Annotated in this window: 23 protein-coding genes; 16 read left to right on the forward strand and 7 right to left on the reverse strand. The window is 71.4% G+C overall.

Annotation, left to right across the window (positions count from 1 at the left end; genetic code table 11):
- Nucleotides 1–69: 69 nt before the first annotated feature.
- Nucleotides 70–933 carry a sulfurtransferase gene (locus OHA65_RS28070; RefSeq protein ID WP_405762618.1) on the forward strand — a complete coding sequence of 288 codons (864 nt, stop codon included), beginning with the start codon at nucleotides 70–72 and terminating at the stop codon, nucleotides 931–933.
- A 136-nt stretch (nucleotides 934–1,069) separates the two neighbouring features.
- Here the strand turns inward: OHA65_RS28070 and sepH are convergent, their stop codons facing one another.
- On the reverse strand, nucleotides 1,070–2,089 hold the full coding sequence (gene sepH / locus OHA65_RS28075; protein ID WP_327278955.1) for a septation protein SepH: 1,020 nt from the start codon (nucleotides 2,087–2,089) through the stop codon (nucleotides 1,070–1,072).
- 548 nt (nucleotides 2,090–2,637) lie between these two features.
- Between sepH and OHA65_RS28080 the strand changes: the two genes are divergently transcribed.
- Nucleotides 2,638–3,477 carry a hypothetical protein gene (locus OHA65_RS28080; protein WP_405762619.1) on the forward strand — a complete coding sequence of 280 codons (840 nt, stop codon included), beginning with the start codon at nucleotides 2,638–2,640 and terminating at the stop codon, nucleotides 3,475–3,477.
- A gap of 7 nt (nucleotides 3,478–3,484) precedes the next feature.
- Here the strand turns inward: OHA65_RS28080 and OHA65_RS28085 are convergent, their stop codons facing one another.
- Nucleotides 3,485–4,822, reverse strand: coding sequence for a D-arabinono-1,4-lactone oxidase (locus OHA65_RS28085; RefSeq protein ID WP_328764035.1), 1,338 nt, complete (start codon nucleotides 4,820–4,822; stop codon nucleotides 3,485–3,487).
- Nucleotides 4,764–6,029, reverse strand: coding sequence for an MFS transporter (locus tag OHA65_RS28090; RefSeq protein WP_327278958.1), 1,266 nt, complete (start codon nucleotides 6,027–6,029; stop codon nucleotides 4,764–4,766). Before OHA65_RS28090 ends, OHA65_RS28085 begins: the two co-directional genes overlap by 59 nt.
- A gap of 187 nt (nucleotides 6,030–6,216) precedes the next feature.
- Here OHA65_RS28090 and OHA65_RS28095 point away from each other — a divergent pair, with 187 nt between their 5' ends.
- The gene (locus tag OHA65_RS28095) at nucleotides 6,217–7,386 is read left to right on the forward strand and encodes a ferrochelatase (RefSeq protein WP_405762621.1); all 1,170 of its coding nucleotides are present in this window, start codon (nucleotides 6,217–6,219) and stop codon (nucleotides 7,384–7,386) included.
- 15 nt (nucleotides 7,387–7,401) lie between these two features.
- Nucleotides 7,402–8,202, forward strand: a complete 801-nt coding sequence (locus tag OHA65_RS28100) for an inositol monophosphatase family protein (RefSeq protein WP_327285818.1) — start codon at nucleotides 7,402–7,404, stop codon at nucleotides 8,200–8,202.
- A gap of 87 nt (nucleotides 8,203–8,289) precedes the next feature.
- On the opposite strand, the gene OHA65_RS28105 is transcribed toward OHA65_RS28100, so the two are convergent.
- Nucleotides 8,290–8,457, reverse strand: coding sequence for a hypothetical protein (locus OHA65_RS28105; protein ID WP_327278960.1), 168 nt, complete (start codon nucleotides 8,455–8,457; stop codon nucleotides 8,290–8,292).
- A 247-nt stretch (nucleotides 8,458–8,704) separates the two neighbouring features.
- On the opposite strand from OHA65_RS28105, the gene OHA65_RS28110 reads away from it, so the two are divergent.
- The 4 genes from OHA65_RS28110 (at nucleotide 8,705) to OHA65_RS28125 (ending at nucleotide 12,222) form a co-directional block, all read left to right on the forward strand.
- Nucleotides 8,705–9,358, forward strand: a complete 654-nt coding sequence (locus OHA65_RS28110) for a response regulator transcription factor (protein ID WP_030036265.1) — start codon at nucleotides 8,705–8,707, stop codon at nucleotides 9,356–9,358.
- 5 nt (nucleotides 9,359–9,363) lie between these two features.
- Complete coding sequence (locus tag OHA65_RS28115) at nucleotides 9,364–10,608, forward strand: HAMP domain-containing sensor histidine kinase (RefSeq protein ID WP_327278961.1); 1,245 nt, start codon at nucleotides 9,364–9,366, stop codon at nucleotides 10,606–10,608.
- Between the two features lie 384 nt (nucleotides 10,609–10,992).
- The gene (locus tag OHA65_RS28120; protein WP_030154344.1) at nucleotides 10,993–11,289 is read left to right on the forward strand and encodes a DUF4193 domain-containing protein; all 297 of its coding nucleotides are present in this window, start codon (nucleotides 10,993–10,995) and stop codon (nucleotides 11,287–11,289) included.
- 12 nt (nucleotides 11,290–11,301) lie between these two features.
- Entirely contained in the window at nucleotides 11,302–12,222 is a 921-nt protein-coding gene (locus tag OHA65_RS28125; protein WP_327278962.1) for a hypothetical protein, read from the forward strand.
- Between the two features lie 48 nt (nucleotides 12,223–12,270).
- On the opposite strand, the gene OHA65_RS28130 is transcribed toward OHA65_RS28125, so the two are convergent.
- Nucleotides 12,271–12,768, reverse strand: a complete 498-nt coding sequence (locus OHA65_RS28130; protein WP_329314729.1) for a DUF3093 domain-containing protein — start codon at nucleotides 12,766–12,768, stop codon at nucleotides 12,271–12,273.
- A 58-nt stretch (nucleotides 12,769–12,826) separates the two neighbouring features.
- Between OHA65_RS28130 and OHA65_RS28135 the strand changes: the two genes are divergently transcribed.
- From OHA65_RS28135 to OHA65_RS28165, 7 genes are all read left to right on the forward strand, one after another.
- Nucleotides 12,827–13,411: a PaaI family thioesterase gene (locus OHA65_RS28135; RefSeq protein ID WP_327278964.1), complete on the forward strand. Its 585-nt coding sequence runs from the start codon at nucleotides 12,827–12,829 to the stop codon at nucleotides 13,409–13,411.
- A complete protein-coding gene (gene dut, locus OHA65_RS28140; protein WP_327278965.1) occupies nucleotides 13,411–13,947 on the forward strand; it encodes a dUTP diphosphatase in 537 nt (178 codons plus the stop codon). The genes OHA65_RS28135 and dut overlap by 1 nt, the downstream gene beginning before the upstream one ends.
- A gap of 1 nt (nucleotide 13,948) precedes the next feature.
- Nucleotides 13,949–14,728 (forward strand): DUF3710 domain-containing protein, encoded by a 780-nt coding sequence (locus tag OHA65_RS28145; protein WP_030293862.1) that lies wholly within the window; start codon nucleotides 13,949–13,951, stop codon nucleotides 14,726–14,728.
- Nucleotides 14,729–14,888: 160 nt separating this feature from the next.
- Nucleotides 14,889–17,471, forward strand: coding sequence for a DUF4118 domain-containing protein (locus OHA65_RS28150; protein WP_405762622.1), 2,583 nt, complete (start codon nucleotides 14,889–14,891; stop codon nucleotides 17,469–17,471).
- On the forward strand, nucleotides 17,468–18,154 hold the full coding sequence (locus OHA65_RS28155) for a response regulator (protein WP_327278967.1): 687 nt from the start codon (nucleotides 17,468–17,470) through the stop codon (nucleotides 18,152–18,154). Before OHA65_RS28150 ends, OHA65_RS28155 begins: the two co-directional genes overlap by 4 nt.
- 25 nt (nucleotides 18,155–18,179) lie before the next feature.
- Nucleotides 18,180–18,599 carry an OB-fold nucleic acid binding domain-containing protein gene (locus OHA65_RS28160; RefSeq protein WP_327278968.1) on the forward strand — a complete coding sequence of 140 codons (420 nt, stop codon included), beginning with the start codon at nucleotides 18,180–18,182 and terminating at the stop codon, nucleotides 18,597–18,599.
- Between the two features lie 3 nt (nucleotides 18,600–18,602).
- Nucleotides 18,603–19,364, forward strand: coding sequence for a DUF3159 domain-containing protein (locus OHA65_RS28165; protein WP_328764041.1), 762 nt, complete (start codon nucleotides 18,603–18,605; stop codon nucleotides 19,362–19,364).
- 146 nt (nucleotides 19,365–19,510) lie between these two features.
- Here the strand turns inward: OHA65_RS28165 and OHA65_RS28170 are convergent, their stop codons facing one another.
- Both OHA65_RS28170 and OHA65_RS28175 read right to left on the reverse strand, forming a co-directional pair.
- Nucleotides 19,511–20,173 (reverse strand): TrkA family potassium uptake protein, encoded by a 663-nt coding sequence (locus OHA65_RS28170; RefSeq protein ID WP_053691455.1) that lies wholly within the window; start codon nucleotides 20,171–20,173, stop codon nucleotides 19,511–19,513.
- A complete protein-coding gene (locus OHA65_RS28175) occupies nucleotides 20,170–20,838 on the reverse strand; it encodes a TrkA family potassium uptake protein (RefSeq protein ID WP_327278970.1) in 669 nt (222 codons plus the stop codon). The genes OHA65_RS28170 and OHA65_RS28175 overlap by 4 nt, the downstream gene beginning before the upstream one ends.
- Nucleotides 20,839–21,036: 198 nt before the next feature.
- Here OHA65_RS28175 and OHA65_RS28180 point away from each other — a divergent pair, with 198 nt between their 5' ends.
- The gene (locus OHA65_RS28180; protein ID WP_371645028.1) at nucleotides 21,037–23,085 is read left to right on the forward strand and encodes an APC family permease; all 2,049 of its coding nucleotides are present in this window, start codon (nucleotides 21,037–21,039) and stop codon (nucleotides 23,083–23,085) included.
- The last annotated feature ends 44 nt before the right edge of the window (nucleotides 23,086–23,129 follow it).

Here is a 23,129-nt window from a genome sequence, read left to right on the forward strand (position 1 = left end):
CGAATCGGGGCGGCCTGTCGATGTCGGGCTCGTTACGGCGGCCGTCGAGCGGGGAGGAAGATGGGCCGTATGACTGCGAACCCTGCGCATCGCGCGAACTCCGCGATCCTCTCCGCGTCCGAACTGAGGGACGAGCTGGCCGGGCCCCGGCCGCCCGTGCTGCTCGACGTCCGCTGGCAACTGGGCGGGCCGAACCTGCGGTCCGCGTACGAGGCCGGCCACCTGCCGGGGGCGGTGTACGTGGACCTGGACGGCGAACTGGCAGGTCCGCCGGGAGCGGGCGGGCGGCACCCGCTGCCGCACCCGGAGGAGTTCGGGGCGGCGATGCGCAGGGCCGGGGTCTCGATGGACGCTCCCGTGGTCGTGTACGACGGCGGTCTGGGCTGGGGCGCCGCCCGGGCGTGGTGGCTGTTGCGCTGGACGGGTCACACGGACGTGCGAGTACTGGACGGGGGCCTCGCCGCATGGACGGTTTCGGGCGGGTCGCTGTCCGCCGACGCGGTGACGGTGGAAGAGGGCGATTTCAAGCCAAACGCGGGGGCGGTGGGCCTGCTCGACGCGGACACCGCGGCGGGACTCGCGCGCAGCGGGATCCTGCTGGACGCGCGGGCGGGGGAGCGGTACCGCGGTGAGGTCGAGCCGATCGACCGGGTCGGCGGACACATCCCGGGAGCGGTGTCGGCGCCGACGAGCGAGAACGTGGGCGCGGACGGGCGGTTCCTCGCTGCTGACGCACTGCGGGCGAGGTTCGCGGGGCTGGGCGTTTCGGGCGAAGAGCCGGTGGGGGTGTACTGCGGATCGGGGGTTTCCGGGGCGCACGAGGTGCTCGCGCTGGAGGTGGCGGGTGTTCCGGCGGCCCTGTACGCGGGCAGCTGGTCGGAGTGGTCCTCGGACCCGGCCCGCCCGGTCGCCACGGGCCCGGCTCCCCAGTAGCCCACGGTCCCGGGCGCTCCGCCCCGGACCCGCGCCCCGGTCCCCCCGCCGAGTGCACCGGACGCATGCTGGGGCCGGGCCCCGGGGCCGGGCCCCGGGGCCCCGGGTTCGCCCGGTGGGGCAGGGCGGGGCGGGACTACTCCTGCTTCTTGCGGCGGGTGCCGAAGACGATTTCGTCCCAGCTGGGGACCGCTGCGCGGCGGCCCGGGCGGACGCCGTCGGCCTCCGCCTGGCGGTCCGTGGTGCCCGTCAGGCGGTCGCGGTGGCCCGCCACCGTGCGCGGCATCAGGACGTCCGCGTACGCGGAGCCCGCGCCCGCGCTCGCCGAGGCGGCCGGGGGCTCCTCCGCCTCCGGTTCCTCCACCGGGGGTTCGGGGCGTTCCGGGACCACCAGGTCGCCGCGGAAGCTCGGTACCGCTTCCAGCAGGCTCGTCAGGGTGTCCCGCTCCTCCTCCGGTTCCGGTGCCGCGTGGTTGGCGGTTCGCTCCAGCTGGCGATCCAGGGCGCGGTCCAGCGGCCGGTCCCGCGGCAGCCGCGCGATCCTCGGCACGAACGGGAAGCTCGGCTCCGGCGTCGCGGGCAGGTCGTCCGTCTCGCCGATCAGGGAGCGGGCCTCGTCGTCCACGGCCACGACCAGCCGGCGCGGCGGGTCGTACGTCCAGCTCGCCGAGTGCGGTTCGCCCGCGACCCGGTAGACGAGGAGGACCTCCCAGGTGCCGTCGTCGCGGCGCCAGGAGTCCCACTGGACGGATTCCTTGTCGGCCCCGCGCAGCAGCAGCCGCTCCTGCACGGCCTCGCCGAGCTGGGGTCCGGTGTTCTCGCCGGGGCGGCGCACGGGCGTCTTGCGGGCCCGCTCCGCCATGAACGCGCGCTCGGCCAGCACCGGGCCCTCGAAGCGGCGTACGCGGTCGACGGGGATGCCGGCGAGTTGAGCGACCTCCTCAGCGGAGGCGCCGGCCCGTATGCGGGCCTGGATGTCGCGGGGGCGGAGGTGGCTCTCCACCTCGATCTCGATCTGGTTCAGGCGCGCGCGGTCGTTGCGCACGGCAGCCCGCAGCCGCTCGTCGATCGCAAGCGTGTACTCCGTGCTGTCCGCAGCCTTGAGCACCAGTCGTGTGCCGTCATTTGAGACGGCCACGACACGCAGTTCGGGCATGGGGACCTCCCGGGTGGTGCCTGCCGACGTCACGTGCGTCGCTGCTTCCGCTAGTCGAGTGTGGCCTGCCCGGGTGCAGCCTGCCACAACCTTGCCGAGTTCAACCGGCGTGTCGGGCATGCGCCCTTGATCGCCGTTATGGCACGGTTACCTGTTGGGCACACACAGTGACCGAACGATTACTGTGCGCATCAGGAATCCGTGCAATACCGCGGCATCACCGGTCTTGAGTGCCGTTTCTCCATCAGCCGGCCCCCTCTCCCGAGTCCGGACATCCAGAAGGAAGGACGGCCCCAGGGCTCGCCACAGTACTCCATTCGGGCCACCTGGGTGGACCGCCGCGCCGCCGAACTTGTCGTGGGCGGCGGGAGTTGGGCTGCCCCGAATTGGGCCGGACCTGCGACCGCACCTGTTTTCGGGTGTCTTGCTTCACAGAATCCCCAGAAACGGAACCATCTGTTTCGCTCAATGGTCAGTAACTCCTGAGAGCGGTGAAGCGCGAGAGGTCGCGAGAGGTCGCGACGGGCAGCACACACATGGGGATGAGGATGGGTCAGAAGGCCACGCAGGAGGTCGAACCGGCGTTCGGAACGGAGACGAACAAGCTCGATCTGAGCGTGGCCCAGATCGCGGGCTCTTCCCTCGCCACCGTCGCGGCGGCCCTGCTCGCCTCGAAGCTGGGCGTCTACGGGACCATCCTCGGCGCCGGCGTGGTGAGCGTGGTCGCCACCGCGGGCGGCCCCGTCATCCAGCACTTCTTCAAGCGCACCGGCGACCAGCTGCGCGAGAGCGCCCGCCCCGGGGCCCGCCGGGTCCCGCTGTCCGCCGAGGAGGAGGCGCCCGACGGCACCCCGCTGCTCCGCGCGGTCCCGCCGTCCGGGGAGTTCGGCGAGGCCACCGTGCACGGCACCTGCGTACGGGGCTGGAAGCGGACCGCGGTGGCCTCGGGCGCGGCCTTCGCCATCGCGCTCGGCGGCCTCGGTGCGTACGAGGCCTTCTCCGGCACGGCGATCAGCCGGGGCGGCGCAACGATCTGGTCCGGCGGCACGCGCAAGGCGGGCGACGAGCGGCCCGCCGACCCCGCCGACCCCGGCGATCAGCCCGGCGTCGACGGGAGGCGCGGCGGGAGGACGCCCGGGTCCGGGAGTTCCCCGAGCCCCTCGGGCGAGCACGGCGGACGGGGCCCGAGCCCCGACGCGTCGGGCGCGGCCTCTCCCGACCCGGGCACCGGGGACTCCGCGAACTCCTCGGACTCCGGGGCGTCGGCGTCGAGTCCGAGTCCACGTCCGCCGACGTCGAGCCCGAAGCCCACCCCCACCCCGACGCCCACCCCGACGCCCACTCCCACGCCGACCCCGAGCGGAGGAGGGCGGCAGGGCGCGCCGTGAGCGGGGGCTATTCGCCCAGGACCCGCCGCAGGTAGTCGTTGCCGAACAGCCGGTCCGGGTCCAGCCGGTCCCGCAGCGCGGTGAACTCGCCGAAGCGCGGGTAGACCCGGGCGAAGTACTCCGCGTCCCGCGTGTGCACCTTGCCCCAGTGCGGCCGTCCGCCGTGCGTGGTGAAGATCCGCTCGGCGGCCGTGAAGTAGGCCTGGTACGGGGTGCCCTTGTACATGTGCACCGCGATGTACGCGGTGTCCCGCCCCGAGGCCGTGGACAGCGCGATGTCGTCCGCCGGAGCCGTCCGCACCTCCACCGGGAAGCTGATCCGCAGCCCGGAGCGGTCGACCATCGCCTTGAGCTCCCGCAGTGCCTCGACCACCTGCTCGCGCGGGAGCGCGTACTCCATCTCCACGAACCGCACCCGGCGCGGGCTGGTGAACACCTTGTACGGGATGTCCGTGTAGGTGCGCGCGGACAGCGCGCGGCTGGCGACCCGGGCGATGGAGGGGATGGTCGCCGGGACCGCGCGGCCGAGGGAGTTGACGGCCTGGAAGACGCCGTTGGACAGCAGTTCGTCCTCGATCCAGGCGCTCACGGCTCCGGGCGGGGCGGCGGGGCCCTGGCTGCGGTTGTTGCGCTTGGTGTTGCAGTTGCCGGTGTGAGGGAACCAGTAGAACTCGAAGTGCTCGTTCTCCGCGAAGTGCTGGTCGAACTCGGCGGTCACCCGGTCGAAGCCCATGGGCTCCTCACGGGCGGTCAGGAAGAAGATCGGCTCCACGGCGAAGGTGATCGCGGTGACGATGCCGAGGGCGCCGATGCCGATCCGGGCGGCCGCGAAGACCTCCGGATTCTCCTTCTCGGAGCAGGTGAGCAGCCGGCCGTCCGCCGTGACCAGTTCCAGGCCCCGGATCTGGGCGGCTATGGAGGCGGAGTCGCGGCCGGTGCCGTGGGTTCCGGTGCTGGTGGCGCCCGAGACCGTCTGCTCCATGATGTCGCCCATGTTGGTGAGCGACAGGCCCTCGCGGGCCAGGGCCGCGTTGAGGTCCTTGAGCACCGTGCCGGCCGCCACCGTGACGGTGCCGGCGGCCCGGTCGATCTCCTTGATGCCGGCCAGCGCCTGCGGGCGTACGAGCACCCCGTCCGTCGCGGCGGCCGCGGTGAAGGAGTGACCGGTGCCGACGGCCTTCACCCTCAGCCCGTCCCCGGCGGCCCGCCGCACCGCCTCCTGGAGCTCCCCGACCGAGGACGGAGTCACCACCCGGGCGGGTGCTGCCGTGACGTTGCCCGCCCAGTTATGCCACGCGGCCCGTGTCCCCGGCCCGCTCTTGCCTGCTGCTGTCGCCGTCCCCATCGCTAGAGGGCTCCTCCCCTTGCGCCGGCCTCGTCAGCCGGCGGTAACCCGCGAACGCGACCGCCGCCGCGGCGACCCCCGAGGAGATCGAGACGACGTACCCGCGCTGGGCGCCGGCCGCGTCGATGACCAGACCGGTCACGGAGGAGCCGACCGCTACACCGACGGCGAGGCCGGTGGTGATCCAGGTCATGCCCTCGGTGAGCTTCGCGCGCGGTACGTGCGCTTCGATCAGGGCCATCGTGGTGATCATCGTGGGAGCGATGGCGAGGCCCGAGACGAAGAGCGCCACGGCCAGAAACGGAAGGTTCCCGGCCAGTAGGAGGGGGATCATACTCACGGCCATGGCGCAGATGCCCAGTACCCACCTGCGTTCTGTTCTGCCCTTGAGGTGGAGCAGGCCGAAGACGATGCCGGCCAGGCAGGATCCGGCCGCCCAGATGGCCAGGATGTAGCTGGCGGCGGCCTTGTGGCCCTGCTCCTCGGCGAAGGCCAGGGTGGAGACGTCGATGGATCCGAAGATGGCGCCGGTCGCCACGAAGGTGGCCGTCAGCACCTGGAGGCCGGGGGAGCGCAGGGCGGAGGTCCGGTCGCCGTCCTCGCTGCGCGGGTGCGGCGCCGGCTCGGTGGAGCGCTGGGCGGTGAGCAGCCAGACGCCGACGAGCAGACAGACGGCCGCGATCACCGGACCGGCCTCGGGGAACCAGGTGGTGGACAGGCCGATGGCCAGGATCGGGCCGAAGATGAAGCAGACCTCGTCCACTACGGACTCGAAGGAGTACGCGGTGTGCAGTTCGCGCGGGGCGTCGCGGTAGAGCACGGTCCAGCGGGCGCGGACCATCGAGCCGACGCTCGGCACGCAGCCGGCGACGGCCGCGAAGACGAAGAGGGTCCAGTCGGGGAGTCCGTTCGCCGCTGCCAGCACCAGGGCGGTGACGGAGGTGACGGAGATCAGGGTCGCGGGGCGCAGCACCCGCCGCTGCCCGTACTGGTCCACCAGGCGGGACACCTGGGGGCCGACGAAGGCGGCGGCCAGGGCCAGGGTGCCGGTGAGGGCGCTGGCCATCGCGTAGCGCCCGGTGATCTCGGAGATCATCGTGAGGATGCCGACGCCCACCATGGATATCGGCAGCCGGCCTATCAGGCCTGCGGCGCTGAAGGCCTTGGTGCCGGGGGCCGCGAAGATCGCGCGGTAGGGACTGGGCAAGGTCTCTCCGTAAGGGACTTCATTGGCCCGTACAGGTTACGACCGCCGACGAGGCGTCCGCACGGGGAAGGTTTGACACCGATCATCTTTCGAGCAGTGAAAGTTAGGGTCACCTTACCTGTGGTGCGTCCCGGTATGCGGACCGGCCTGTTCTCCCGCGTGCACGCAGGGTGGCAGGATTCGAAACATGTCAGACCAGCTCCGCGCCGCCGCCTCGCCCCCGGCCGAAGGCCTCGCCGCCCCCTACGACGCCCTCCTGCTGCTCTCTTTCGGCGGACCCGAAGGACCCGATGACGTCGTGCCGTTCCTGGAGAACGTCACGCGCGGCCGCGGCATTCCGCGCGAGCGCCTCAAGGAGGTCGGGCAGCACTACTTCGGCTTCGGCGGGGTCAGCCCGATCAACGGGCAGAACCGCGAGCTGCTGGACGCCCTGCGCAAGGACTTCGCCGAGCACGGGCTGGACCTGCCCGTGTACTGGGGCAACCGGAACTGGGCCCCGTACCTCACCGACGTGATGCGGGAGATGGCCGCCGACGGGCGCCGCCGGATCGCGGTGCTCGCGACCAGCGCCTACGCCTCGTACTCGGGCTGCCGCCAGTACCGCGAGAACCTCGCGGACGCGCTCGCGGCGCTGGAGGGGGAGGGCGTCGCCGAGCTGCCGCAGGTGGACAAGCTGCGGCACTACTTCAACCACCCCGGCTTCGTGCAGCCCATGATCGACGGGGTGCTCGCCGCGCTGGAGTCGCTGCCTGCGCAGGTGCGCGCCGGCGCTCACCTGGCCTTCACCACGCATTCGATCCCCACCGCGGCCGCGGACACGTCCGGCCCGGTCGGGGAGCACACCGCCGACGGCGAGGGCGGCGCGTACGTCAAGCAGCACCTGGACGTCGCGCAGGTGATCGCGGACGCGGTACGGGCCGAGACGGGCACGGAACTGCCCTGGGAGCTCGTCTACCAGTCGCGCAGCGGCGCCCCGCACATCCCCTGGCTGGAGCCGGACATCTGCGACCACCTGGAGGCGCTGCACGGCGCCGGGGCGCCCGCGGTGGTGATGGTGCCGATCGGGTTCGTCTCGGACCACATGGAGGTCCTGTACGACCTCGACACCGAAGCGACCGTGAAGGCCGCGGAATTGGGTCTGCCGGTCGCCCGGTCGGCGACGGTCGGCGCCGACCCGCGGTTCGCGGCCGCGGTCCGGGAACTGGTGCTGGAGCGCGCCGCCGCGGAGCGGGGCGAGCCGGCGCAGCGCTGCGCGCTGGGCCTGCTCGGGCCCAGCCACGACCTGTGCGCGGTGGGCTGCTGCCCGGCGCGCGCGCCCCGGCCCGCGGCCGCGGGCGCCGACAGCCCGTACGCCTAGGAAGGGCGGACCGTGATCTCCGAAGAGCTGAAGGCCGAACTGCTGGACGTGGGTCTGGACGCCGCCCGGCAGGCCGGTGAGCTGCTGCGGGACGGACGCCCGGCCGATCTCGCGGTCGCGGCGACGAAGAGCAGCCCGATCGACGTGGTGACCGAGATGGACATCGCGGCGGAGAAGCTGATCACCGCCGTCCTCGCGCGGCGGCGACCCGAGGACGGGCTGCTGGGCGAGGAGGGCGCGGACAGCCCCGGGACCAGTGGGGTGCGCTGGGTCGTGGACCCGCTCGACGGCACCGTCAACTACCTGTACGGGTTGCCGAGCTGGAGCGTGTCGATCGCCGCCGAGTACGAGGGCGAGACCGTGGTCGGGATCGTGGCGGCCCCGATGCGGCGCGAGACGTACCACGCGGTGCTCGGGGGCGGCGCCTGGCTGGCCGGGGTCCGCCTGGCGTGCCGGGCGGCCGCGCCGCTCGACCAGGCGCTGGTCGGGACGGGGTTCGCGTACCTCCAGGCGCGCAAGGAGCAGCAGGCGGTCGTCGCGCAGCGGGTGATCCCCAAGGTGCGCGACATCCGGCGCGGCGGATCGGCGGCGCTGGACCTCAGCGACGTGGCCGCCGGCCGGCTGGACGCGTACTACGAGCGCGGGCTCAACCCCTGGGACCTGGCCGCGGGCGAGCTGATCGCGCGGGAGGCCGGGGCGCACACGGGCGGGCGGCCGGGGCGGCCGGCCTCGGGAGAGCTGGCGCTCGCCGCCACCCCTGCGGTGTTCGCCTCGCTCCAGCCGTTGCTGGACGAGGCCGGGGCCTGGCACGACTGACGGGCCGTGACACGCCCCCGGCGGGGCCCGGCATGAGGGAACCCCGGCTGCCGCGTGCGGCCGCCGGGGTTCGGGCTGGAGTAGAGGTCAGCAGGCGGAGACGGCGACGCCGTGTTCGGCGGCGAGGCGCTGGAGATCTTCCAGTTCCGCCTGCTCCACTTCCACGAGGAAGTCGTCGCCCGTCTCACGGGCCTGCTTGAGGTCCGTCTGCGTGGCCCGGATGCGCTGCAGAAGACCCGCGGTGAATGCGTCCATGGTGGGTTCGCCCCCTCTTCGTGGGTCGACGGCGGCACGTGGCAGTCCGCCGTCAGGGAGTGGTTGGGGTGTGGTGTCGTCCTCCCCGGCACCCTGGGCCCAGAAACCTCGCGAGGCGAGGGAATCCTCACTTCCGGCCCCCCGCAGGCCCCTGAGCGGCGCCTTACAGCCGGTTTACGGCTGAAACGGGCAGGATGGACGACGCAATACACACGTGTGCCCTCAGGGCTCTATGGAAGGAAACGACGTGCGCGTACTCGTCGTCGAGGACGAGCAGCTGCTCGCCGATGCGGTGGCCACCGGGCTGCGCCGGGAGGCCATGGCCGTGGACGTCGTGTACGACGGCGCCGCGGCGCTGGAGCGCGTCGGGGTGAACGACTACGACGTGGTCGTGCTCGACCGGGACCTCCCCCTCGTGCACGGCGACGACGTCTGCCGGAAGATCGTCGAGCTCGGCATGCCCACCCGCGTGCTGATGCTGACGGCGTCGGGCGATGTGAGCGACCGGGTGGAGGGCCTGGAGCTGGGTGCGGACGACTACCTGCCCAAGCCCTTCGCGTTCACCGAGCTGACCGCCCGCGTGCGCGCCCTGGGGCGGCGCACCACGGTCGCGCTGCCCCCCGTACTGGAGCGGGCCGGCATCAAGCTGGACCCGAACCGGCGCGAGGTGTTCCGCGAGGGCAGAGAGGTCCAGCTGGCACCGAAGGAGTTCGCGGTGCTGGAAGTTCTCATGCGGAGCGAGGGCACCGTCGTCTCCGCCGAGCAGCTGCTGGAGAAGGCATGGGACGAGAACACCGACCCCTTCACGAACGTGGTGCGGGTGACGGTCATGACCCTGCGGCGCAAGCTCGGGGAGCCGCCGGTCATCGTGACCGTGCCCGGCTCCGGCTACCGGATCTGACGCGGGTGGCGGCGACCCCGGCACCACCCACGGTGCCGCCGAGACCGACCTGGGACCCCGGCCAGCCCGAGGGTCCCTTCCCTTGGCTGCGGCCGACCATCCGCATACGCCTCACGCTGCTGTACGGCGGTATGTTCTTGATCGCCGGCATCCTGCTGCTGTCGATCATCTACCTGCTGGCGGCGCAGGCGCTGCGGGAGGGCAACGGGCTACCGTTCAAGATCGCGGGCGGCACGGACATCCAGGTCACCAGCACCTGCCCCGGCGTGATCGGACGGGGCCAGACGCCCGACCAGTTCAACGCCGCGATCAACACCTGCATCCTGGAGCAGCGCAGGCACGCGCTGGACGATCTGCTCAGCCGCTCCCTGATGGCCCTGCTCGGCCTCAGCATCATCGCCTTCGCCTTCGGCTACGCGATGGCCGGCCGGGTGCTCTCGCCGCTCGGCAAGATCACCCGGACCGCCCGCCGGGTGGTCGGCTCCGACCTGACCCGGCGGATCGAGCTGGACGGGCCGGACGACGAGCTGAAGGAGCTCGCCGACACCTTCGACGAGATGCTCGACCGGCTGGAGCGGGCCTTCACGGCCCAGCAACGGTTCGTCGCGAACGCCTCGCACGAGCTGCGCACCCCGTTGGCGATCAACCGGACGCTGCTGGAGGTGCACCTGTCGGATCCGGGTGCGCCGGTCGAGCTCCAGCAGCTCGGCAAGACGCTGCTGGCCACCAACGAGCGCAGCGAGCAGTTGGTCGAGGGCCTGCTGCTGCTGGCCCGAAGCGACAACCAGATAGTCGAGCGCAAGCCCGTGGACCTCGCGGAGGTGGCCTCGCGGGCCATCGACCAGGCGCGCGGGGAGGCGGCGGCGAAGGGCGTGGAGATCCGCGGCGAGCGGGCCGTGGCCGTGGTCCAGGGCAACGGCGTCCTGTTGGAGCGGATCGCCCTCAACCTGGTGCAGAACGCCGTCCGGTACAACGTGCCGGAGGACGGCTGGGTGGAGGTCACCACCGAGTCCCAGCACGGGCAGGCGATCCTCGTCGTATCGAACACGGGTCCCGTGGTTCCCGCGTACGAGGTGGACAACCTCTTCGAGCCCTTCAGGCGGCTGCGTACGGAGCGAACGGGCAGCGACAAGGGTGTCGGGCTCGGCCTGTCGATCGCGCGCTCCGTGGCCCGCGCACACGGCGGCCGGATCTCCGCGACGCCGCGCGAGGGTGGTGGCCTCGTGATGCGTGTCACTTTGCCCCTGTGAGTCCCTTCACCTGCTGTTCGCTGTTGGCTGAAAATGCGAGGGGCGGGGGATGAGGGGATTGTGTGATCGATCACATTGGCGAGTGTTGGGCCATGTGCGTTCAGTGACCCCAAAAGAGGCCGGAAAGCCCGGGAAGTCCGGGTTTCCCGCCCCTCGAACGGCGGGAAATACACGGGGTGGCGTTTGTGCAAGACGGCCCCCGGACCGTGTACGGTCCCGGTCGTCATCCCAGCCAATCGCTCCTTCAGGTGGGCGGCTGGGTGTCGATTGAGTAACAGACCTTGATGTGAGGCAAAATCTCCGCCTCAGGTCGGGCACAAGTCCGGCCTCTCGCGCGTTACGTGCGCTGAGACACCGCTAAATCCCAGAGGGGGAGAGCGAAAAATGGCAACGGACTACGACACCCCACGCAAGACCGACGACGACGTCGACAACGACAGCATTGAAGAGCTGAAGGCCCGGCGCAACGAGAAGTCTTCTTCGAGCGTCGATGTCGACGACTTCGACGCGGCGGAGGGCATGGAGCTCCCCGGCGCGGACCTCTCCAACGAGGAACTGGCCGTCCGAGTGCTGCCCAAGCAGGCCGATGAGTTCACCTGCATGAGCTGCTTCCTGGTGCACCACCGCAGCCAGCTGGCGCGCGAGAAGAACGGTCAGCCGATCTGCCGCGACTGCGACTGAGAGGCGTCGGCCGTGACCGGCTCGACACCGTTTCGGAAGCGGCGCTTTCGAAAAGCTGGTGATCCGGCGGAGGCGCAGGCGGGAATCACGGGCCCGGAAACGGGCCCAGAAGCCCCCGGCGTACCCGCCGTGTCCTCCGGCACCGCCGAGGCGGTGCCGACGGCCGCAGAGTCCGACGAGGCGGCCCGGCGCAGGTCCGGGGCTCGTCGGCTGCAAGCCGTCAAGAGTGGTGTGCGCAAGGGCGGCGAATATGTCAGGGCCGCCGTCCTGCACATCGCGGACCGCATTATCGAGAACGCACCGCGCGTTCCGGTTCGGGACCTCGCGACCCTGCGCGCGCAGTTCCCGGGCCTCGGTCCCGATCAGCTCGCCGACAAGCTGATCGCGGGCGCCGCGTACAGCAGCTCGACGGTGGGCGCGGGCGTCGGAGCCGCGGCCATGCTGCCGGTGCCGCCCGCGATGCCCGCCGAACTGGCCGCGGAGATCACCGGGGTCGCGCTGATCGAGCTGAAGCTCGTCGCGGAGCTCCACGAGGTGTACGGCCAGCGGCCCGCCGGGAACGTCAAGGAGCGCAGCCTCGCCTACCTGGCCGCGTGGACGCAGCAGCGCGGGGTGGACCTGACGAAGCCGACGACGCTGAACATCGCGCTCGGCGGTCAGATGAAGCGCGAACTGCGCCAACAGATCACAAAGCGGACGTTCCGCAACCTGCCGAACCTGCTGCCGTTCATGGTCGGCGCGACCGTCGGGGCGGTCATGAACCACCGCGACACCCGCAAACTCGCCGAGAAGGTCCGTGCCGACCTGCGGAGCCGGGCCGTGGCGTGGGACTCGCTGCCGGAGCTTCCGCCCCTTGAGCAGCCCTCCCAGCCCCTTCCCGGGCCCATCAGGGCCGCACTCGAAGGCCCGGCCGGCGACTGGCCCCCCGCCTGAGCCCCGACCCGACCGGGCCGGCGCCCCCGGTCCGCGGCCCGCGGCTGATCAGCCCCGTGCCCCTGATGTTCCCGGTGCCCCCGGTGCCCCCGGTGCCTTGGCCGACCGGATCGCCTTGACCAGAGCCTGCGGCTCCCGGGTGGAGACGTACGCGTACGGCGTCGGGTCCTGCGGATCGGTGATCGGGATCCGCACCGCCGTCGGGACGTAGCTGCGCAACAGCATGAAGGCGCGGGTATCCGCCTTGTACGTGCGCCAGGCGCGCGCCTCCTCCGCGTCCAGCACCTCGGGCTCGCCCAGCACCGCCACCGGGATCCGCGCATCACCGGCCGCCAGCGCACCGCCCACCACGCGCACGCGAGCGGACCCGTACGAACTCACCAGCATCCCGGCCAGCGCGGTGCCCCCGAACAGCCCGGTCAGCAGCGGCAGCGTCCCCAGTGGCAGCAGCATCAGCGCGCACGCGAGGCCGATCAGTACGGCGATGGCCCACCAGGAGCGGGGGGCGGTCAAACGTTCGTCGTGGTGCGCGGGGGAGAGCTGCATGGCGTCAAGCCTGCCACGGGGCGACCGCCGGGTGGCGGCGCGGGTAAGGTCTGCGCCTGTGAGTGGACGAAACACAGCGTTGACGCCTCCGGCCGATGCCGCCGCGCCGGTCAGGCACCCCGACGCCCCGGCACCCGGCGAGCTGCTCGGTGCGCACTACGAGCACTGCTTCGGCTGCGGCGGGGGCCAGCCCCACGGACTCCACCTGGAGGCCCGCGCGGGCGAGGGCGTGCGCGTCACCGCCGAGTTCACCGTCAAGCCCGCTCATCAGGGTGCTCCCGGTCTCGCCCACGGCGGGGTGCTCGCCACCGCGCTCGACGAGACGCTGGGCTCCCTGAACTGGCTGCTGCGCGTCATCGCGGTCACGGGACGGCTGGAGACCGACTTCGCGCGGCCGGTGCCCGTCGGCACCGTGCTGCACCTGGAGGCCGAGGTCACCGCCGTCGCCGGGCGCAAGATCTACTCCACCGCGGTCGGCCGGATAGGCGGGCCCGAGGGCCCCGTCGCCGTGCGCGCGGACGCGCTCTTCATCGAGGTGAAGGTCGACCACTTCATCGACAACGGTCGGCCCGAGGAGATCCGGGCGGCGATGTCCGACCCGGACCAGGTCAGGCGCGCACGCGCCTTCGAGGTGAACCCCTGATGTCTGAGAACAACCACGCCCCGGTCGACGTGCTGATCAAGCGGGTCGACCCCGAGGTGCCCCTGCCCGCGTACGGCCACCCCGGCGACGCCGGCTGCGATCTGGTGACCACCGAGGCGGCCGTGCTGGAGCCCGGCGAACGCGCCGTACTGCCCACGGGCGTGTCCATCGCCCTGCCCGACGGGTACGCGGCGTTCGTGCACCCGCGCTCGGGGCTGGCCGCCCGCTGCGGGCTCGCGCTCGTGAATGCCCCGGGGACGGTGGATGCCGGGTACCGTGGGGAGATCAAGGTGATCGTGGTCAATCTCGACCCGCGCGAGAGCGTCCGGTTCGAGCGCTTCGACCGCATTGCCCAGCTGGTTGTCCAGAGGGTCGAGAAGGTGCGCTTCCACGAGGTGGCGGAACTTCCCGGCTCGGCGCGGGCCGAGGGGGGTTTCGGCTCCACCGGCGGTCATGCGGCCGTGGCCGGATCCGGCGCTGGTCAGCAGGGTGGGAATGGCTACGCTTCGGTCGTATCCGACCGGGAAGGACAGTGACGTGTTCGGACGTCGCAAGAAGAACGACTCCGCCAAGGACGGCGGCGCGGCCGAGCAGGTCGTGGACGGCGTGGCTGCCGATGAGCAGGACGGCGGCGAGGAGCAGGACTCCGCGCCCCGCAGGGTGAACCTGCCGCCGGCCCCGCGGCCCGACGGCCCCTGGGACGTCTCCGAGGTGCCCGGTGCACCCGAGGAGGGTCGCGTCGACCTGGGCGGCATTCTCGTACCGGGTGTCGAGGGCATGGAGCTGCGCGTCGAGGTCGCCGGCGACGCGATCGTCGCCGCGACGGTCGTCCTCGGCGACAGCGCCGTACAGCTGCAGGCCTTCGCGGCGCCCAAGAAGGAAGGCATCTGGGGCGAGGTCCGCGAGGAGATCGCCACGGGCATCACCCAGCAGGGCGGCATCATCGACGAGGTCGAGGGTCCGCTGGGCTGGGAGCTGCGCGCCCAGGTGCCCGTTCCGATGCCCGACGGCCAGACCGGCGCCCAGCTGGTCCGCTTCGTCGGCGTCGACGGCCCGCGCTGGTTCCTGCGCGGCGTCATCTCCGGCCAGGGCGCGGTGCGCCCCGAGTCGGCGGGCGTGCTGGAGCAGATCTTCCGGGAGACCGTCATCGTGCGCGGCGACGGTCCGATGGCTCCGCGCGACCCGATCGTGCTGAAGCTGCCGAACGACGCCCAGATGGTGCCGGACGGCGTGCAGACCGAGGACCAGGAGGGCTCCCGCTTCTCCGGCGGCATGGGCCAGCTGGAGCAGGGTCCGACGATCACCGAGGTCCGCTGACCCGGCGGCTCCCCGGCGACGACCGTTTCCGGCCGCGGGCCGTACTCCTTCGGGGGTACGGCCCGCTGTCGTACCCGAGGGGTGTCAGAAATCCGTCAGGGATGGGCGCACGCTCCGCAAAAGGTGCGTGATCGGCGGAAACGTCCCGGAGAATGGGCCCATGGGACGCGGCAAGCTACGGATCTACCTCGGCGCGGCACCCGGTGTGGGAAAGACGTACGCGATGCTCTCCGAGGGCCACCGCCGGGTGGAGCGGGGCGGCGACTGCGTCGTCGGCTTCGTCGAGCACCACGGGCGGCCGCGCACCGAGGTGATGCTGCACGGGCTCGAACGGGTGCCGCGCCGGGAGCTCTCGTACCGGGGCGCCGCCTTCACCGAGATGGACGTGGACGCGGTACTGGCGCGCCGGCCCGCCGTCGCGCTCGTGGACGAGCTCGCGCACACCAACGTGCCCGGCTCGCGCAACGCCAAGCGCTGGCAGGACGTCGAGGAGCTGCTGCGGGCGGGCATCGACGTCGTGTCCACCGTGAACATCCAGCACCTGGAGTCGCTCGGCGACGTGGTGGAGTCCATCACCGGGGTGCGGCAGCGCGAGACCGTGCCGGACGAGGTGGTGCGGCGGGCCGACCAGATCGAGCTCGTCGACATGTCCCCCCAGGCGCTGCGCCGGCGGATGGCCCACGGGAACATCTACCGGTCCGACAAGGTCGACGCGGCCCTGTCCAACTACTTCCGGCCCGGCAACCTCACCGCCCTGCGCGAGCTGGCGCTGTTGTGGGTGGCCGACCGGGCCGACGAGTACCTCCAGCAGTACCGGGGCGAGCACAACATCCGCTCCACCTGGCAGGCGCGTGAGCGGATCGTCGTGGGGCTCACGGGCGGCCCCGAGGGCCGGACGCTCATCCGCCGCGCCTCCCGGGTGGCGGCCAAGGGGTCCGGGAGCGAGATCCTGGCCGTCTACATCGCCCGCAGCGACGGGCTGACCGCGGCCTCGCCGAAGGAACTCGCGGTCCAGCGGACGCTGGTCGAGGATCTTGGCGGAACGTTTCACCATGTGATCGGCGACAACATCCCCGACGCGCTCCTCGAATTCGCCCGCGGGGTCAACGCCACCCAGATCGTGCTCGGCTCCAGCCGCCGCAAGGCCTGGCAGTACGTCTTCGGCCCCGGCGTCGGCGCCACCGTGGCCCGCGACTCGGGGCCCGACCTCGACGTGCACATCGTCACGCACGAGGAGGTCGCCCGGGGTCGAGGCCTGCCCGTGGCCCCCTCGGCGGCCCGGCTCGGGCGGCCCCGGATCATCGCCGGGTGGGTCGTCGGGATGGTCCTGCCCGCCCTGCTGGCCGTGCTGCTCACGCACGTGAACGCCGACCCGGGCCTCGCCAACGAGATGCTGCTGTTCCTGTCGCTGACCGTGGCCGCCGCCCTGCTGGGCGGACTCTGGCCGGCGCTGGCCTCGGCCGCCTTCGGCTCGCTGCTGCTGAACTACTACTTCGCCCCGCCAGTGCACCGGTTCACCGTCTCCGACCCGAAGAACATCGTGGCCATCGCCGTCTTCTTCGGGGTCGCGGTCTCCGTGGCCTCGGTGGTGGACCTGGCCGCCCGGCGCACCCACCAGGCCGCCCGGCTGCGCGCCGAGTCCGAGATCCTCTCCTTCCTGGCCGGCAGCGTGCTGCGCGGCGAGACCACGCTGGACGCGCTGCTGGAGCGGGTGCGCGAGACCTTCGCCATGGAGTCCGTGGCCCTCCTGGAGCGCACGAGCGACGTCGAGCCCTGGAGACCCGCCGGGAGCGTCGGACCGAGCCCGGCTGGCCGCCCCGAGGACGCCGATGTGGACATGCCCATCGGGGACCACATGGCGCTGGCCCTGTCCGGCCGGGTGCTGCCCGCCGAGGACCGTCGCGTGCTCGGCGCCTTCGCCGCCCAGGCCGCCGTCGTCCTGGACCGGCAGCGGCTGGTCGGGGAGGCCGAGGAGGCTCGGCGGCTGGCCGAGGGCAACCGGATCCGGACCGCGCTGCTGGCCTCCGTCAGCCATGACCTCCGTACGCCGCTCGCCTCCATCAAGGCGTCGGTGTCCTCCCTGCGCTCCGACGACGTGGACTGGTCCGAGGAGGACCGGGCCGAGCTCCTCGAAGGCATCGAGGACGGCGCCGACCGCCTCGACCACCTGGTCGGCAACCTGCTCGACATGTCCCGCCTCCAGACCGGCACCGTGACCCCGCTCATCCGCGAGATCGACCTCGACGAGGTGGTCCCGATGGCGCTGGGCGGCGTACCGGAGGACAGCGTGGTCCTCGACGTCCCGGAGACGCTGCCGATGGTGGCGGTGGACCCGGGGCTGCTGGAGCGGACCGTGGCCAACGTGGTGGAGAACGCCGTCAAGTACGCACCGGCCGGGGAGCGGGTGCTGGTCGCGGCCAGTTTCCTCGGCGACCGGGTCGAGGTGCGCGTCGTCGACCGCGGCCCCGGGGTGGCCGACGAGGCGAAGGACCGGATCTTCGCCCCCTTCCAGAGGCACGGGGACGCCCCGCGCGGCAACGGGGTCGGCCTCGGCCTCGCCGTGGCCCGCGGCTTCGCCGAGGCCATGGACGGCACCCTGGCGGCCGAGGACACGCCCGGCGGCGGTCTGACCATGGTGCTGACACTGCGCGCCGCGACGCGCGACAGTGAACACGCCGGCGCCCCTGCCGGCACCGGCCCCATCGCTCCCGACCCGATACGACAGAAAGCAGGACTTCAATGACCCGGGTGCTCGTGGTGGACGACGAACCGCAGATCGTCCGAGCCCTCGTGATCAATCTGAAGGCGCGCAAGTACGAGGTCGACGCCGCGGCGGACGGGGCCGGCGCCCTGGAACTCGCGGCCGCCCGCCACCCCGACGTGGTCGTCCTCGACCTGGGCCTGCCCGACATGGACGGCGTCGAGGTGATCAGGGGCCTGCGCGGCTGGACCCGGGTGCCGATCCTGGTCCTCTCGGCCCGGCACAGCTCCGACGAGAAGGTCGAGGCCCTGGACGCAGGGGCCGACGACTACGTCACCAAGCCCTTCGGCATGGACGAGCTGCTGGCGCGGCTGCGCGCCGCCGTCCGCAGGGCCGAGCCGGCGGCGGGCGCCGGCGAGGACGAGGTGCTCGTGGAGACCGACGGGTTCACGGTGGACCTGGCCGCCAAGAAGGCCGTGCGCGAGGGGCGCGACGTACGGCTCACACCCACCGAGTGGCACCTGTTGGAGGTGCTGGTCCGCAACGGCGGCAAGCTGGTCAGCCAGAAGCAGCTGCTGCAGGAGGTCTGGGGGCCCTCGTACGGCACCGAGACCAACTACCTGCGCGTCTACATGGCGCAGCTGCGGCGGAAACTGGAGGCGGACCCTTCCCACCCGCGGCACTTCATCACCGAACCGGGCATGGGATACCGCTTCGAGAGGTAGCGGGGGCGCCGGTACGCTTCCTGTTATGAGTGCTGAACCGCGTCCCGAGAAGTCCGTCAAGCCGGTCAGGCCGGCGGGCCGGTTCCGGCGGATGATAGAGCGGCTGTCCACCTCACAGGAGGAGCTGCATTCGGCGGAGCTGCAAGAGGACGCAGAAGCCGCGGGGTGTACGCGGATCTGCGACTCCCACGACCGCCAGATAGTCAAGGTGACGGGAACCCTGCGTACCGTCACCCTTCGGCCGCGCGCCGGAGTGCCCGCCCTGGAGGCGGAGCTCTTCGACGGCTCGGCGGCGCTGGACGTCGTGTGGCTCGGACGTCGCTCGATCGTGGGAATCGAACCGGGCCGGCGCATGATCGCCTCCGGGCGGATCTCCATGAGCCACGGCCGCCGGGTCCTCTTCAATCCGAAGTACGAACTCCGACCGCTCGGACAGGAGCACTAACCGGTGACGTCACTCGACAAACCGATCACCCCGGATCCCGCCGGCGAACCGTCCGCGGACCAGAAGGCCGTGACGCAGGCGGCGCTGTTCGACGCCTTCGGGGGCGTCCGGGGCACCGTGGAGACGATGCTCCCCGGCCTGCTCTTCGTGATGATCTACACGGTCAACAAGGACGTGAAGATGTCGGCGATCGCGGCGGGCGCGGTCGCCGTCCTGCTCGTGATCGTGCGGCTGCTGCGCAAGGACACCGTGAAGCACGCCTTCAGCGGGGTCTTCGGCGTGGGCGTCGGTGTGGCCTTCGCGCTGTTCACCGGTACCGCCAAGGGCTTCTACCTGCCCGGCATGATCTACGGCGCCGGGCTGGGCGTGGCCTTCACGCTGTCCGCGCTGGTCGGGTTCCCGCTGCTGGGCGTGATCCTGGGGCCGGTGTTCAAGGAGAACCTGTCCTGGCGGACCCGCAACCCCGGGCGGAAGAAGGCGTACACCAAGGCCAGCCTGGCCTGGGGGCTCATCTTCCTCGCGAAGTACGCGATCCTCTTCCCGCTGTACTGGTGGGGGGACGCGACGCAGTTGGGCTGGGTGCTGATCGCGCTCAAGCTGCCGCCGATGGTGCTGGCGGTGTACTTCACGTGGGTGTTCCTGGCGAAGGCGCCGCCGCCGATCGACGTGATCGCGGAGTGGGAAGCCAAGGAGGCCGCCGAGGAGGCCGCCAAAGAGGCCGCCAACGAGACCACCAAGGGCGCCGCGCGGCACCGCCGGACCTGACGCAAGAGAAGCCGGGCCCGGCGAAGGAGAAGCCGGGCCCGGCGTACGAGCGCCTGGCCCGGCGTACGAGGCCCGGGCCTGACGTACGAAGGGGGCGGGCCGACCATCGCATGGTCGGCCCGCCCCCTTCTGCGTGTCGCGTGCCGTCAGTGACGGGCCTGGAGGAGGTCCTCCAGCTGTTCCTCGCGGGCCTGGGCGGCCACGAAGAGCAGTTCGTCGCCCGGCTCCAGGGTTTCCTCCGCGTGCGGGGTCAGGACCCGGTTGCCGCGGATGATCGTGACCAGGGAGGTGTCCTCGGGCCAGGTGATCTCGCTGATCTGGGTTCCGGCGACCGAGGAGTCGGCGGGCAGGGTCAGCTCGACGAGGTTGGCGTCGCCGTGGCTGAAGCGCAGCAGGCGCACCAGGTCGCCGACGCTGACGGCCTCCTCGACCAGGGCCGACATCAGACGCGGGGTGGAAACCGCGACGTCGACGCCCCAGGACTCGTTGAAGAGCCACTCGTTCTTCGGGTTGTTGACCCGCGCCACGACCCGGGGGACCCCGTACTCGGTCTTGGCCAGGAGGGACACGACGAGGTTGACCTTGTCGTCGCCCGTGGCGGCGATGACGACGTTGCAGCGCTGCAGCGCGGCCTCGTCGAGCGAGGTGATCTCGCAGGCGTCGGCCAGCAGCCACTCGGCCTGCGGCACCCGCTCCACCGAGATGGCGGTCGGCGCCTTGTCGACGAGGAGCACCTCGTGCCCGTTCTCCAGCAGCTCGCCCGCGATGGAACGGCCCACCGCGCCGGCTCCGGCGATCGCGACCCTCATGCGTGTGCCTCCTCGGGGCCCTCGGCGAAGGACGCCTCGACCTTGTCGATCTCGTCCGTGCGCATCATCACGTGGACGAGGTCGCCCTCCTGCAGCACCGTCTGGGACGTCGGCAGCATGGCCTCGCCCAGTCGGGTGAGGAACGCCACGCGGACGCCGGTCTCCTCCTGCAGCTTGCTGACCTTGTGCCCGATCCACGCGGCGGAGGTGTGCACCTCGGCGAGCTGGACACCGCCGCTCGGGTCGCGCCACAGCGGCTCGGCCCCGGACGGCAGCAGCCGGCGCAGCATCTGGTCGGCGGTCCACCGCACGGTCGCGACGGTGGGGATGCCGAGGCGCTGGTAGACCTCGGCGCGCTTGGGGTCGTAGATGCGGGCGGCGACGTTCTCGACACCGAACATCTCGCGCGCCACACGGGCAGCGATGATGTTGGAATTGTCACCACTGCTGACCGCGGCGAATGCGCCCGCTTCCTCGATCCCGGCCTCGCGCAGCGTGTCCTGGTCGAAGCCGACCCCGGTGACGCGGCGGCCGCCGAATCCGGCTCCCAGCCGGCGGAATGCGGTGGGGTCCTGGTCGATGACGGCGACCGTATGCCCCTGCTGTTCCAAGGTCTGCGCGAGGGCGGAGCCCACTCTTCCGCAGCCCATAATGACGATGTGCACGGCCGTCCTTCCGGCTGTCAGCGCTCGCTGGTTCCCAGCCTCATTACATGCTCTGGCTTCACAGGGTCTCAGACCATGGCCCAAGCTACACACGGGCGGGTCCCCGTGTGACCTTTGCAGTGCAGACGGGGTCTCAATTGCCCTTGAATACCGCCGGGGGGTTCGTCAGCCGGATTTCGAACGCTTACGATCCTCTGCGTGTCCAAACTGACCGACGTGCCCAAACGGATCCTGATCGGCCGGGCGCTACGCAGCGACCGCCTCGGGGAAACCCTCCTCCCCAAGCGGATCGCCCTCCCTGTCTTCGCATCCGACCCGCTCTCCTCGGTGGCATATGCCCCCGGCGAAGTCCTGCTGGTCCTGTCGATCGCGGGTGTGTCGGCGTACCACTTCAGCCCCTGGATCGCGCTCGCGGTCGTCGTGCTGATGTTCACCGTGGTCGCGTCGTACCGCCAGAACGTCCACGCGTACCCCAGCGGCGGCGGCGACTACGAGGTCGCCAACACCAATCTGGGGCCGAGGGCCGGACTCACCGTGGCGAGCGCCCTGCTCGTCGACTACGTGCTGACCGTCGCCGTATCGATCTCCTCCGGAGTCGAGAACCTCGGTTCCGCCGTCGATTTCGTCATCGAGCACAAGGTGCTCTCGGCGATGATCATGATTCTGCTGCTCACGCTGATGAATCTGCGCGGAGTGAAGGAATCCGGGAAGCTCTTCGCCATTCCGACGTACGTGTTCGTCGGCGCCGTCTTCGTGATGATCGCCTGGGGAGCCTGGCGCGGGCTCGTCGCCGGCGACACCATGCAGGCCCCCACGGCACACTTGGAGATCAAGGCGGAACACCAGGGGCTCGCCGGCTTCGCGCTGGTCTTCCTGCTGCTGCGCGCCTTCTCCTCCGGATGTGCCGCCCTGACCGGCGTCGAGGCCATCAGCAACGGCGTCCCCGCCTTCCGCAAGCCCAAGAGCAAGAACGCCGCCACCACCCTCGCCCTGATGGGCGCCCTGGCGGTCACCATGTTCTGCGGGATCATCGGCCTGGCCATGGCCACCGACGTGAGGATGGCCGAGTCGCCCGCCACCAACCTGCTGGACAACGGCGTCCCCGTCGGCCCCGAGTTCGTCCAGCACCCGGTGATCTCCCAGGTGGCCGAGGCCGTCTTCGGCAACGGCAGCTTCCCGTTCATCGTGCTCGCGACCGCCACCGCGCTCGTCCTGTTCCTGGCCGCCAACACCGCGTACAACGGCTTCCCGCTGCTCGGCTCGATCCTCGCGCAGGACCGCTACCTGCCGCGCCAGCTGCACACCCGCGGTGACCGGCTCGCCTTCTCGAACGGCATCGTGCTGCTCGCCGGCGCGGCCATGCTGCTCGTGTGGATCTACGACGCCGACTCCACCAAGCTGATCCAGCTCTACATCGTCGGCGTGTTCGTCTCCTTCACGCTGAGCCAGATCGGCATGGTCCGGCACTGGAACCGCCACCTGCGGAGCGAGACGGACCAAACCGCGCGGCGCCGCATGCACCGCTCCCGGGCGATCAACACCTTCGGCGCGTTCTTCACCGGCATGGTGCTGGTCGTCGTCCTGGCCACCAAGTTCACGCACGGCGCATGGGTCGCCCTGCTGGGCATGGTGATCTTCTACGGCGTGATGACCGCGATCCGCAAGCACTACGACCGGGTCTCCGCCGAGATCGCCGCCGCCGAGGGCCCCAGCGACGACAGCGTGCGGCCCTCCCGGGTCCACTCGATCGTCCTGGTCTCCAAGGTGCACAAGCCCACGCTGCGCGCCCTGGCCTTCGCCAAGCTGACCCGCTCGGACACCCTGGAGGCGCTCAGCATCAGCGTCGACACGGCCGAGACCAAGGCGCTGAGGGAGGAGTGGGAGCGGCGCGGGATCAACGTACCGCTCAAGATCCTCGACTCCCCGTACCGCGAGATCACCCGCCCGGTGATCGAGTACGTGAAGGGCCTGCGCAGCGAGAACCCGCGCGACGCCGTCAGCGTGTACATCCCCGAGTACGTCGTCGGCCGCTGGTACGAGCACCTGCTGCACAACCAGAGCGCGCTGCGGCTCAAGGGCCGCCTGCTGTTCACCCCCGGCGTGATGGTCACCTCGGTGCCCTACCAGCTGGAGTCCTCGGAGCTCGCGAAGAGGCGGGCGAAGAAGCGCCAGGAGTGGAACGCCCCGGGCGCGGTGCGCCGCGGACCGGTGGACACCCCGCGCCCGAAGGACCGCGCGGGGAAGTAGCGCGGGGAAGTAGCACGACGCAGGGCTGGTGAACGGCCGGACGA

Source organism: Streptomyces sp. NBC_00045 (assembly GCF_045041095.1).
Taxonomy (GTDB): Bacteria; Actinomycetota; Actinomycetes; order Streptomycetales; family Streptomycetaceae; genus Streptomyces.